The sequence below is a fragment of the Acinetobacter sp. YH12049 genome (genome assembly GCF_013419875.1).
In the GTDB taxonomy this organism is placed as follows: Bacteria; Pseudomonadota; Gammaproteobacteria; order Pseudomonadales; family Moraxellaceae; genus Acinetobacter; species Acinetobacter amyesii.
On record NZ_VOZH01000057.1, the window covers coordinates 1 to 12,068 of the forward strand.

General features: G+C 40.7%; 14 protein-coding genes and 2 pseudogenes. 8 read left to right on the plus strand and 8 right to left on the minus strand.

Annotated features, from left to right (window positions below; genetic code table 11):
* Positions 1–121: 121 nt before the first annotated feature.
* From FTU05_RS16050 to FTU05_RS16060, 3 genes and pseudogenes are all read left to right on the plus strand, one after another.
* Positions 122–217, plus strand: a pseudogene (locus tag FTU05_RS16050) (cold-shock protein); the annotation flags it as partial.
* A 99-nt stretch (positions 218–316) separates the two neighbouring features.
* Entirely contained in the window at positions 317–544 is a 228-nt protein-coding gene (locus FTU05_RS16055) for a hypothetical protein (protein WP_019837891.1), read from the plus strand.
* Positions 545–609: 65 nt separating this feature from the next.
* Entirely contained in the window at positions 610–807 is a 198-nt protein-coding gene (locus tag FTU05_RS16060; protein WP_019837892.1) for a hypothetical protein, read from the plus strand.
* Between the two features lie 161 nt (positions 808–968).
* On the opposite strand, the gene nudC is transcribed toward FTU05_RS16060, so the two are convergent.
* Positions 969–1,736: an NAD(+) diphosphatase gene (nudC, locus tag FTU05_RS16065; RefSeq protein ID WP_019837893.1), complete on the minus strand. Its 768-nt coding sequence runs from the start codon at positions 1,734–1,736 to the stop codon at positions 969–971.
* A gap of 389 nt (positions 1,737–2,125) precedes the next feature.
* On the opposite strand from nudC, the gene FTU05_RS16070 reads away from it, so the two are divergent.
* Positions 2,126–3,649: a cryptochrome/photolyase family protein gene (locus tag FTU05_RS16070; RefSeq protein WP_180166028.1), complete on the plus strand. Its 1,524-nt coding sequence runs from the start codon at positions 2,126–2,128 to the stop codon at positions 3,647–3,649.
* A 1-nt stretch (position 3,650) separates the two neighbouring features.
* Positions 3,651–3,803 carry a DUF2256 domain-containing protein gene (locus FTU05_RS16075; protein ID WP_168379796.1) on the plus strand — a complete coding sequence of 51 codons (153 nt, stop codon included), beginning with the start codon at positions 3,651–3,653 and terminating at the stop codon, positions 3,801–3,803.
* Here FTU05_RS16075 and FTU05_RS16080 read toward each other — a convergent pair.
* The 3 genes from FTU05_RS16080 to FTU05_RS16090 all read right to left on the minus strand — a co-directional run bounded on the left by FTU05_RS16080 (position 3,800) and on the right by FTU05_RS16090 (position 5,152).
* Positions 3,800–4,054 carry a TIGR03643 family protein gene (locus tag FTU05_RS16080; protein WP_180022958.1) on the minus strand — a complete coding sequence of 85 codons (255 nt, stop codon included), beginning with the start codon at positions 4,052–4,054 and terminating at the stop codon, positions 3,800–3,802. The genes FTU05_RS16075 and FTU05_RS16080 overlap by 4 nt on opposite strands.
* 197 nt (positions 4,055–4,251) lie before the next feature.
* Positions 4,252–4,653 carry a hydroxyisourate hydrolase gene (gene uraH, locus FTU05_RS16085; protein WP_168378003.1) on the minus strand — a complete coding sequence of 134 codons (402 nt, stop codon included), beginning with the start codon at positions 4,651–4,653 and terminating at the stop codon, positions 4,252–4,254.
* A 10-nt stretch (positions 4,654–4,663) separates the two neighbouring features.
* On the minus strand, positions 4,664–5,152 hold the full coding sequence (locus tag FTU05_RS16090; RefSeq protein ID WP_180027295.1) for a heme-binding protein: 489 nt from the start codon (positions 5,150–5,152) through the stop codon (positions 4,664–4,666).
* Positions 5,153–5,258: 106 nt separating this feature from the next.
* Here FTU05_RS16090 and FTU05_RS16095 point away from each other — a divergent pair, with 106 nt between their 5' ends.
* Together FTU05_RS16095 and FTU05_RS16100 are read left to right on the plus strand one after the other, a co-directional pair.
* Positions 5,259–5,930, plus strand: a complete 672-nt coding sequence (locus FTU05_RS16095; RefSeq protein WP_168378005.1) for a heavy metal response regulator transcription factor — start codon at positions 5,259–5,261, stop codon at positions 5,928–5,930.
* Positions 5,927–7,309 (plus strand): heavy metal sensor histidine kinase, encoded by a 1,383-nt coding sequence (locus tag FTU05_RS16100; protein ID WP_180022962.1) that lies wholly within the window; start codon positions 5,927–5,929, stop codon positions 7,307–7,309. The genes FTU05_RS16095 and FTU05_RS16100 overlap by 4 nt, the downstream gene beginning before the upstream one ends.
* 13 nt (positions 7,310–7,322) lie before the next feature.
* Here the strand turns inward: FTU05_RS16100 and FTU05_RS16105 are convergent, their stop codons facing one another.
* From FTU05_RS16105 to FTU05_RS16115, 3 genes are read right to left on the minus strand one after another with little or no spacing between them, the layout of a single operon-like run.
* A complete protein-coding gene (locus FTU05_RS16105; RefSeq protein ID WP_180022959.1) occupies positions 7,323–8,036 on the minus strand; it encodes an ABC transporter ATP-binding protein in 714 nt (237 codons plus the stop codon).
* Positions 8,029–9,252 (minus strand): ABC transporter permease, encoded by a 1,224-nt coding sequence (locus FTU05_RS16110; RefSeq protein WP_180166024.1) that lies wholly within the window; start codon positions 9,250–9,252, stop codon positions 8,029–8,031. The genes FTU05_RS16105 and FTU05_RS16110 overlap by 8 nt, the downstream gene beginning before the upstream one ends.
* A complete protein-coding gene (locus FTU05_RS16115) occupies positions 9,249–10,475 on the minus strand; it encodes an efflux RND transporter periplasmic adaptor subunit (protein ID WP_180166030.1) in 1,227 nt (408 codons plus the stop codon). Before FTU05_RS16115 ends, FTU05_RS16110 begins: the two co-directional genes overlap by 4 nt.
* 563 nt (positions 10,476–11,038) lie before the next feature.
* On the opposite strand from FTU05_RS16115, the gene FTU05_RS16120 reads away from it, so the two are divergent.
* Positions 11,039–11,770 (plus strand): Fic family protein, encoded by a 732-nt coding sequence (locus FTU05_RS16120; RefSeq protein WP_180166026.1) that lies wholly within the window; start codon positions 11,039–11,041, stop codon positions 11,768–11,770.
* Between the two features lie 208 nt (positions 11,771–11,978).
* Here the strand turns inward: FTU05_RS16120 and FTU05_RS16130 are convergent.
* Positions 11,979–12,068: pseudogene (locus tag FTU05_RS16130) on the minus strand (IS5/IS1182 family transposase); the annotation flags it as partial.

Genomic DNA, 12,068 nt, shown 5'->3' on the forward strand with positions numbered 1-12,068 from the left:
TGCTGCAATGCGCAAGCTTATACATCTGTGTTATGGCGTTTTAAAACATCAGACTGCCTATCAAAGAGATTATTTATTGGTCGAATAATCTCAAAACCTGATTGACTACCAAGACGGTATCTCAGGTTTTAAAACCTTATTCGAAGGCCAACAGGTTGAATTTAGTATTGCTCAAGGTCAAAAAGGACCGAATGCGGTCAATATTGTTGCTATATAAGCACTAATACGAGTTGAAAAAGCACTACTCAGTGCTTTTTTAATTTTAAAGAAAAGTTGTTGTTCCATATTGGAAAAAATCATAAAAACAGGATATAAATTGTTAAAAGTTAATGAATTAATTGCAAAATCTAAAAATGGTACTGAAATTATCGTTTCTTTAATTCCCTTAAATAAAATGCAGAATACACGTCAAGGTTTTAAAGAAATTGAAGTGGGTAAAAGAGTTCTGCTGGAATCTGGAATTGAGGTAGATTTAAATTTAGATGGTCGTACATTTTATACGTCTTTAAATCAATTATTTAAGCTAAATCAAAAAGTTGTTTAAAAAAATAATATATTGCTTAATTAATTGAATAGCCGCTCTGCCATAATCTTGTTAAAGGTGAACTAATGTTTAAACAAAATCTAAATGTAAAAGACCAATTTGGTATCAAATATTCTATTCAGGCCACGGTTGAGCGCCATTTTAGTGCTAGCCAGTCTTGCTCCCATGTCAAATATATTACCGTGGATGGTGAAGATATTCGACCCAGTTTTGAAATGTTTTTCCAAAGTACTTCAAGCGGAAAAATTTTCAAAATTATTTAAGTCGATGAACTACTCACAGCTAAAACAAAGATGATAATATAAAAATATTTATATATTATCGCTTTATATTATTTATAACTCATATAATAATTTTAAATTTCTAGTGGCTTAACTCGCCCTTAAAAGAACGAGAATGCGCACTATATTATTTGTTCAAAATTTCAAAGCCATTCTTTACTGTCATCTGCTACAGGCGTTCCATGCATCACATGTTGAATCATGGCATAGGCAATACTGCCCTTAAACGGAATTTCGGGTAACTGATCAAATTTGAAAAACTGCGCATCGCTCAGTTCATTTTCCTGAATTTGAATGTCCCCTGTATGATATTCCGCCTTGAAGGCCATCATCAGATTGCTGGGAAACGGCCACGGCTGGCTGGCCAGATATTGAATGTTTTTGATCTGCAGCCCAACTTCTTCTAGGGTTTCACGGCGGACTGCCTCTTCCAGGGTTTCTCCGACTTCAACAAAGCCGGCAATCAGACTGTACATTTGGGTTTTATTGCGGGCATTTTTTGCCAGCAGAATTTCATCTTCGCCCCGGGTAATGATGGTAATCACACAGGGATTCACCCGTGGATACTGGTTATAGCCACAGGATGGACAGACCATGGCATACTGGCTGGCGTGTTGCTGGGTGGCATGGCCGCATTTACTGCAAAAGCGGTGGTTACGGCGCCATTCCAGTAACTGTACCGCACGGCTGGCCTCTTCAAATTGTGGTCTGTTCCAGACTTGCACTAGTTGTCGGATCGGAACCAGCTGATAACCTTCAGGCACTGGTTCGTCTTCTTTCAGGTCACGAGCAATGATCTCGCCATTTTCCGTCAAGTTCAAGTCGTGCTGCAGTTTGGCTACCTGCGGCAACTGAAAATGCTCATCCACCAATAATTGCTGCTGTCTAAAAATATACGCTTTTGAATGCATGCTCGTGAGAATTCCCTGATTAAAAAAAATCCCATACTGGGGATGTATGGGACAAAACTAAGGAAGCTTACATGGAGTAACTTCTAGCCAGATACTAGGTGCACGCCACCTAAATTACAAGCATAATAATTTGTATCTTTTTGATTAAAATCACATAATTTTCACACCAATTATGAACTCAGAAATCATGCAAAGTAAGTTTCATCAACTGGCTTTAGCATTGTAGAGATGAACAGTCTTTTATTGCAGCAATTATGATTCCTATGCGATGTCAGAGGATCATCTGGTCGAGTTGAATTGGCTCAACATGTGGGTTGATTTTTATTTTCACAAAAAATTGAACTGCCTAGATTTACACTGCGCTATCTTTGATCAGGTCTAGAGTGGCTATGCGTTTCGGTTTAATTCTGGGTGACCAGCTTCATCATCAGCTTGCTACGCTCAAAGCGCTGGACCGTACCCGGGATGTGATCCTGATGGCCGAAGTGGTTGAGGAAGCCACGTATGTCGCCCATCATCCGCAGAAAATTGCCCTGATTTTTAGCGCCATGCGTCATTTTGCCAAAGAACTCAAAGCAGAAGGCTGGCGTGTACGTTACCATGCTTTTCAATCTGATAGTCCGATTCGTAGCCTGCTGGATTTCATAGAGTCACAGCAGCAACTCTTACCAGTCACAGAAATAGTCATTACGCACTGCGGAGAATATCGTTTACAGCAGCAGATTGAACAGCATTGGAGCAAGCATCTGCAACTGCCAGTGCAGTGCCTGAATGATGAACGTTTTTTCTGTAGTCCAGAGCAGTTCCAGCATTGGGCCAATCACTACCAGACGCTACGCATGGAATATTTTTACCGGGAAATGCGTAAACAGACTGGCTACTTGATGCAGGGACAACAACCGTTTGGAGAACAGTGGAATTATGACAGCGCCAATCGTAAGGCTTGGTCAGGCAGTCCACCATTACCTCCTGCACTTCATTTTGAACGAGATCAGATTGATCTGGATGTACTTAAGCTGGTTGAGCGCGAGTTTTCCCGTCACTCTGGCAGCCTTGACAACTTCCGCTGGGGCACCACACGTAGCAATGCTCTTCTTGCACTGGAGCATTTCATTACCCACAGTTTGCCACATTTTGGCGATTATCAAGATGCCATGGTTCAAGACTCAGACATTCTGTTTCACAGCCTGCTCTCACCTTATTTAAACTGTGGCCTACTATTGCCCAAAGAAGTCTGTGATGCGGCAGAAGCTGCCTACCATGCCGGTCATGTACCACTGAATGCAGTTGAAGGTTTTATCCGGCAGATTCTGGGTTGGCGCGAATATGTACGAGGCATTTACTGGCTATACATGCCGGAATATGCCAACCGCAATGCACTGCAGCATTCGTCACCGCTGCCACAATTTTACTGGACTGGTCATACCCAGATGAACTGTATGGCGGAATGTTTTCGCAATACTTTCCAAAATGCCTATGCGCATCACATCCAGCGTTTGATGATTACTGGCAACTTTGCCCTGTTAAGTGCTGTAGACCCGCAGCAGATCAGTGAATGGTATCTGGCGGTATATGCAGATGCCTATGAATGGGTAGAACTACCGAACACGCTGGGCATGGTAATGCACGCTGATGGTGGGTTAATGGCCAGCAAACCCTACGCCGCTTCGGGCAATTACATTAATAAAATGTCAGATTACTGCAAGCACTGTACCTACAATGTCAAAACCCGTACCGAGCCGGACAGCTGTCCATTTAACAGTCTATACTGGTTTTTTATGATTCGGCATGAAGCGATATTTCGTACTCATCCACGTATGGGCATGATCTATCGACAACTCGATAAACTTCAAGATCGGCAGCAGATTATCACCCATGCGCAGCAGCTCCTTAGTCGGATTGATGAGTTATAAAATGAAAAAACATCATCTTCCTAAAAAAATCTGTATTCACTGCTTACGCCCATTTAACTGGCGTAAGAAATGGCAACGTTGCTGGGAAGAAGTCAGATACTGTTCTGAACGATGTAAACGTGAGTCCAGACGGTGTACAAAGTCAAGCGCTTAGAAACGTTTATACTGCCTTGAACAATAAGCCCGAATTACATCAGGTGATCGCAGCTGCAAATGCTTGGTTTTTCGACCGGTAACCCGTTCACGCCACATTTTAAAACTAGATACTTTCAAGTTTTTTCGCATCAAACGAATCACAGTCGCTTCATTTAAACCATACTCACGTTGGATAGCTTCAAAAGGAGTTCGATCTTCCCAGGCCATTTCGATAATTCTTGATAAATCTTGTTCAGCAAATTGATTCACGCCATTCTCATTTTTAATCAAATAATAGTAAAAGCTAATTTTTGGCCTTTAAGCCTCATCACATCCCTTGTACAACTTGAATCTATTCTGATTCGGTGAAGAGTATAAAAATATGGGCATGAATTTTTTGTGATTCTTTCTAACGTTTACTAATTATAAGCAATTAAAAGGGCTAGTTTTACCAGCCCTTTAGATTATCAATTACCTCGGTAGGTCGAGTATCCATAAGGGCTTAATAATAAGGGAATGTGGTAGTGACTGACACTGCCATCAACTTTGAAAATAACGGGGACTTCTGGGAAAAAAGTGCTCTGATTATTCTTTTTGAACCAGTCACCAGTTTTGAACGTGACCTTATAAATCCCTTGCGCTAACGGCTGATTTTCAGGAAAAAGTGCTGTAATACGACCATTCGACCCTGTAACTTGCTGATTCAGCTGCACCCATTTATTGCCAGAACTCTTTTCGAGCACTACTTCAACATCAGCAGAAGGTAAGCCATTTTCTAGATTTAACACATGCACACTTAATGGGTTATTTTGTGCAAACGTCATTGATGTTAATAACAGTGTTGAGAGTGGTAAAAACTTCTTAAACATAATGGAATCCTTAACGATTAAAACTATACTGAATGGCTGCCTCAGCACAATACTGATCATTTTTGGCGCCTCCTGCACCCGCAACCCCAATTGCACCGACCACCTGATTTTCATAACGCACTGGTAAACCACCTCCTAACAACAGCAAATTAGATAAAGTGGTTAAATTTTTTGCATCACTGTTTTCATGAGCATTTTGACTTAACAGCAAGGTCGCTGTTTTGGTCGATAAAGCGGTATAAGCTTTCTTTTCGGCTGCGCCCAAATTATGGGGGCCGACATTTTCATGCCTACTCGCCATCAAGGTATTTCCTCCCCGATCAACCACGACCACAGCAATATTGTGCTGTATTTTTTGACAAGCAGCCACTGCGGCATCAACAAGGATGTGTGCAGCGTTGGAATCGAGTGAATAAACTTGATTCAATTGAATGGTTTGTGCAAAAGTACTGCTACTCATCAGCATTACTGTTAAAACAAACCCTTTGAGGTTGTTCATCATGATTGCCCCGAATTAAGTTTTACAAAATCTTATACAACCTGAATGATTTGAAGCATGACAATCACATTACAAAGTTGTCATCTTCAAAATGAGTCTGAGCAAAATGTGTATTCTAATTATCGAAGATGAAGTGAAGATCGCCTCATATCTCGTGAAGGGCTTAAATGAATCTGGCTATGCCGCTGAATGTGTTCATTCAGGGCTCGAAGGCTTGGAAAAACTAAAAATACAACCTTATACCTTGGTCATATTAGATGTGATGCTGCCCGATATTGATGGCTGGGCAGTCTTAAAAGTATTGCGTCAATTTTCCCATATACCCGTGATTTTTCTCACTGCCAAAGACCAGATTATTGATAGGGTCAAAGGTCTGGAACTAGGTGCCGATGACTATCTGGCCAAACCTTTTTCTTATATTGAATTACTTGCGCGCATTAAAAGCTTACTGAGACGGCAACAGTATGTTCAGGAAAACGAGCTATGGATGGGCAACTTAAAAATGGACTTAATCCATCATAAAGTTTGGCGACATGAGCAGTTAATTGAACTCAGTAAAAAAGAATTTAATTTATTGCACTTTATGCTGCGGCACCCAAATGAAATTATTACGCGTAGGCAAATTGCTTCCGAAGTTTGGCATATCAATTTTGATACCGATACGAATTTTATTGATGTCGCGGTACGACGCTTACGCAGTAAAATTGACGAGGAGCATGAGATAAAATTAATTCATACTGTCCGTGGCTTGGGCTATAAAATTTCGGTTGAAGCATAATGTTCAAGCCCATTCGCTCTTTAGAACTCCGATTAACGCTCTTGGTTACAGGGTGTGCTGCAATGGTCTTGTGCGCTGTGGCATTTATGACCTATCTGGGTATCAACCAGATTTTAATTGCTCAGCAAGATCGGGCTTTGGTTGAACGAATTGAGCGACTGGAAATTTTACTGCAAGACAGTAGTAATATTGAACAGATTATCGCTCGCCCGAAGCTGTATCAAAACATGTTGGGAAATCAGGATAATTTGTTTTTATTGATTCAGGGCAATCAGATTCTCATCAACATCAATTCTCTTGGCATTCCTCTGCCTGAATTTACCCATCAGCCACAGATTCAATTCCGAGATTTATCAGCTCATACTTACCCCACCCGTATTGCTTGGAAAACCATTCAAATCAATCAGCAGCCCTATGTGTTAATTGCAGGCAAACAGTGGTCTGAACGTTTAGCCATCATCTCGCCTTTTCAAAAACGTCTTTTCATTTATGTATTTACAGGCATCTTAGCCATTTTCATACTCTGTGCCATTGCTAGCCGTCTGGGATTGAACGCATTAAGAACTCTGCGAGAACAAACCCATGCCATTAATATTCAGCAACTTGAGCAGCGACTCAATCTGGTTCATCCCCCTCAAGAGATTGAACAACTAGCATCCGATATCAACGCCATGCTTGACCGTATTGAAATGGGATATAGCCAACTGAATCGCTTCTCTGAAGACATTGCCCATGAATTTAGAACCCCATTGAATAATTTAATCGGGCAAACCGAAATTTTACTCATGAATGAACGTAGTCCCGCACAGTATCAGGAACTCTTGATTTCCAACTTGGAGGACTATCAACGTTTAAAACGAATGATTGACAGCATGTTATTTCTCGCCCGCGCAGATGCACACAAAGTTTGCTTAAACAAACAGAAGATTCAACTTCAATCATTTATAGAAAATATATTCAGTATTTTCGAGTATCAAGCTGAAGAACAACACTGCAATTTTGTTTTAAGGCTTGAAGCGACTGAGCTATCGGCAGATCCTGAACTGTTACAACAAGCGCTGTATAATCTAATATTAAATGCGCTCATTCACGGCAGCAATTACCGAACTATTTATGTGCTTAGCCACAGAAAGAACATTAATAATATGCAGATGATTACATTATCTGTGATCACCAGTGGTTTGGAAGTTGCTCCTGAGCATTTGCCTCATCTCTTTGAGCGTTTTTATCAGTGCAGTTCCAGCAGACAAAGCCCTCATCAAACGGGTGGTTTAGGCCTATCGATTGTGGCATCCATTTTAACGCTTCATCAGGGAATGTATCAGGCAGTCAATAGCGCAGAAGGCATCTGCTTTGAACTGCTGTTCCCAGAAGAGTAACCCACATTCGCACTCATTTCATCTCGTGTTTGGAATCACTCTGAATTCTCCCATCCACCAGATTAATGGTTCTATCACAGGTTGCCGACAATCTAGGATCATGAGTCACCAAAAGGACTGCACAGTCATGTTCGCGATGTACTTTACGAAATAATTCAAACATTTCCGCAGCAGTTTGAGTATCCAGATTACCTGTCGGCTCATCGGCCAACAATAGCGCAGGCTGAGTAATCAGTGCACGTGCAATCGCCACACGCTGCTGCTGCCCCCCAGAAAGCTCATTCGGTTTACGGTCAGCGAACTTATCTAAGCCAACGGCGGTCAATAATTCATGGGCATATTGCAACGCAAATTGATCTGGCTTGCCTTGCTTCAGCATTAATGGCATGAGTACATTATTTAAGGCAGTAAAGGCCTGTATAAGATGATGGAACTGAAACACAAAACCTATACTATTGCCACGTAACGCTGTCCGAGCCGTATCATCCATACTGCTTGTCGCCTGACCCAACAAGTACAACTCACCACGACTAGGCTGATCTAATAAGCCAAGAATATTCAGTAAAGTACTTTTGCCTGAACCAGAAGGACCAATTAATGCAGCAAAGTCATTACGTTGAATACACAGATCAATCCCATGTAATACCTCCACTTCATTAGGTTGCCCAACATTGTAGGACTTTCGTAATGCTTCTAAACGCAGTACTTCCTGAGATGGATCAAACATGACGAATTGCCTCCACAGGATCGAGTGCAGCCGCCCGACGGGATGGTATTGCAGCAGCCAAAACCCCTGTCAAAGTCGCTAAGAATAATGCCGACAAGATAAGCTTGATTGAAATCGAAATATAAAACAAACCAGGACCAAACTGATTAAATCCCCAGATCAAACCATAGCTGACTACACTACCAAGCATGGAACCAAGCAGACCAAAAATTGCTCCCTGAAATAAGAAAACTCTTAAAATTTGCGCTTGTGTCGCCCCAGTCGCACGTAAAATACCGATTTCCCGAGTCCGTTGCACCACACTCACCGACATCACACTGGCAATACCAAAAGCGACTGAAATCCCCACAAAAACAATAATCATGTTGGTCGAAAGGCTCTGAGCGGTAATCGCATTCATTAATTGAGCATTGGTTTCAATCCAGCTTTCTGCTTTTAATCCTGTCAGGCGTCCGACTTGCGAGGCAATTTGATCCGCCTTAAAAATATCCTGAATCGTCAGATCAATCACGGTCACCCCACCCGGCAAATTAAGTAAAGATTGCGCCTGTTTCAAATCCAGATAAACATAGCGCGCATCCAATTCACGCACGCCCAGTTCAAATATTCCAGAGATATTCACCACCGCATTTTTCTGTTGCCCAGTATCTAACCTTAATTTGCTCCCGACTTGCACACCCAAATCTTTGGCCAATTGACGCCCAATTAATACATTATCTGCACTGACCCGTAATTCACCACTCACCATATATTGCTTTAACGGAATAATCTGTTGATAACGTTCAAGATTGATACCAACTAAAGCAACCGATTGAATCGCATCTCCGCGCTGTACAAATGCAGGACCAGAGACCACAGGAGAAACCGCCGTCAACACTGACAACTGATCTAAAGTCTCAGTAATCTGCTGCCAATTATTAATAGAGCGTAAGCGTTGCGCACGCTGATCTTCTTGTAACAACTGAAGTGTTCCTGCTGCTGGTAGCACAATGTGATTCACCTCATCTGGTGAAAGCAAACGAATATGCGCCTGTGTCCCTAAAGTTCTTTCTACAATATTCGATTGTAAACCCTGAATTAAGGCGCTAATGAACACAATGACGGCTACCCCCACCGCGACGCCAATGGTAATCATCATCGACTGTGTGCGACCCTCTCGCAAAAAACTGATTGCGATGGTCCACTCGGTCCAAAGTCGCCTAAAAAAGTTTTTCAATCGAATTTCACCGGTAATTCATTTTTGCTATTTTTCTGATCCGTTTGACTCTGGAAAACAGGTTTAGTTTTCTCTATTCGGACACGAGTTCCATCTTTAAGCACTGATTCTGCATCGGTAAGGACGTGATCACCTTCTTTCAATCCAGCTACAACTTCAGACATAACCAAACCACGTAAACCCAGTGTGATAGGATGACGTTGAATTTTTCTATCTCTTACTAAAATAACCATAGCCTTGTTGCCACTTATACTGCTTAAAGCATCATTTGGAATGACCATGGTTCGCTCGCGCTGGTTGGTTTCAACATTTACCGATACCGTCATGTCTTGACGCAAAAAATCAGGGACTGGATCAACTGTTAGTCGGACGTCTACTGTGCCACGTTGAGCATCAATACTTGGGGCAATAAAATTAATATGGGCAGGAAAAGGTTGATCTGGATAGGCATCCGTAATCACTGATGCTTTTTGTTGTAAAGCCAGCAGTGGTAAATTTCGCTCATCAAATGGCACTCGTATTTCAGTCGCACCATCCAGTGCAATAGTGAACAGAGTCTGACTCGGTTGCACCAAATCCCCTGGCTCAACATTACGGGTTAAAATAATACCTGAAACTTCTGCGCGAATTTTGGTCTTGGCGAGTTGCGCTTGTAATGCAGCGAGTTGTTCACGTAATTTTGTCTCTTCAACTTTATCTGGGGCAAGTGAAGCAACTTTTAATCGAGCTGATTCCAAATTATTACGGGCGAGTTTTTCTGCCTCTATCGATTTCTCCCTTTCCTCTGCTGATAATATTCCTAATTCGGTATTTCGTCTGCGTACCGCCTCTCTTTGAGCCTGTTCTAATTGCACTTTGGCATTCGCTAAATCGAATTCTGCTTGCGGACGTCTAGTGGTTGCGAGTTCCTTTAATTCAGCTTCTGCCTGCCGCACCTGCGCTGAAATTTCATCAGATTTCAGTACTAAAAGAACATCCCCTCGAGAGACCCGATCTCCCTCTTGAACCAAGCGCTCAAGAACAACCCCTGTAATTTCACTACCAATCTGAGTCCGAGATACTTTCTCTACCCGTCCTGAAGCAACAACTGTCTGAATCAATGGACTAGATACGACTTCATAACTAGGTAACAATGGTCCTTGCCACCAGCGATATATAGCAAAACTGACGAGCAAAACCAGTAGTATGATCATGATCCAAGGCTTATAACGGGTAACAAGCAATTCCATTCTCCAAGCCAGATTAAAGAAAAGTTTTTGAATTGAATAATTAATGTCTAGTTAAATATATATGAAAATTTAGTTACAACACACCAAATTAAAAAAGCACACCATTTTTATTAAATTATTTTCTCTTACTGTTATAGTTTTTTCATAATTTTGATTAAAAAAACAAACAAAAAATAAACCTATATTTTTATATATTTCAAAATCTTATATGAAATAATAACACGTTTTAGACTTTAACATTCCAGCTATCAATAACGTAATACATAGCCATATTTAGTAAAGTAGCTGTGATGGCGTCAATTGAACTCAACTCCTAAGCTATTGATTTAGTGAACCATAAAGTCAATAGCGTTTTACCTGTACCCATTTTTTACCCAAATTAGATTTAGCGCATTGAATCACAAAATTTATTTTGTTCAAATCAATTAACAGGAATTGAAATGGTGTACTGATTTTAACACGTATGCATTTAAAATTAAAAGAAATGTTATAACATTCCTTTTTTATATTTGTTTTTTTCATGTATCATTTAAGAATTCAACTGCAGCGAAAAAGTTATGTTTGAAAATATTGATGCTTTAAAAACAAAATTAGATCAGCATCGTCCTCTTTCTCCTGCAATTGTAAAAAATCTACAAGAAGATCTTATTGTTCGCTGGACATATCATTCAAATGCAATTGAAGGCAATACACTGACATTGCTAGAAACAAAAGTGGTTTTGGAAGGCATTACCGTTGGTGGAAAAGCATTACGAGAACATTTCGAGGCAATTAACCATAGAAATGCGATCTATTATGTTGAAGATATTATTCGTAAAGAAGAACCTTTTTCTGAATGGCAGATTCGTAATATCCATCAACTCATTCTAAAAAATATCGATGATGACAATGCAGGACGTTATCGCCAACAAAACGTGTTGATTTCAGGTGCTACGACTAACCCACCCGACTATACACTGTTGAATGATAAAATGGCTCAGCTTGTCGATTGGTACAATACTGAGGCACATAAGCTACATCCTATTGAACGTGCAGCTAAAGTACATGCAGACTTTGTAGGCATTCATCCATTTATTGATGGGAATGGTCGTACATCACGCTTATTGATGAATCTCGAATTACTTAAAGCTGGATATCCGCCTTGTGTGATTACAGTAGAAAATCGTTTGGCTTACTATGAAGCTTTAGATCAATGGATGGCTTATGGTAAAACTGAAGCATTTATCCAATTAGTTTCTGAGGCTGTGCTTGATGGATTTAAACCATATCAAGTTGTATTGGGGATTTAAGTATATCTACTAGGCCTCTACTTGAAACTTCAATTATTTTTAGGGGGTATTACCCTACAGAACAATGAAATAAATATCATTCAGACACTAAAGTATCTCTAGAGACACCCATCATTTTACATGCTCTAGAAACATTCTGAAGTTCTTCAGCTAAATTAAACTAAAGCAATGACTAGGGTGTGTTGACATTTACAGCCGATAAATTGAGCTAAAGAGGCAACCATATAAATATACAAGCTAAAGCAACAGCGCTTTGATAGTTACGTTTTAGCTTATCGTATCTTGTGGCAATTCCTCT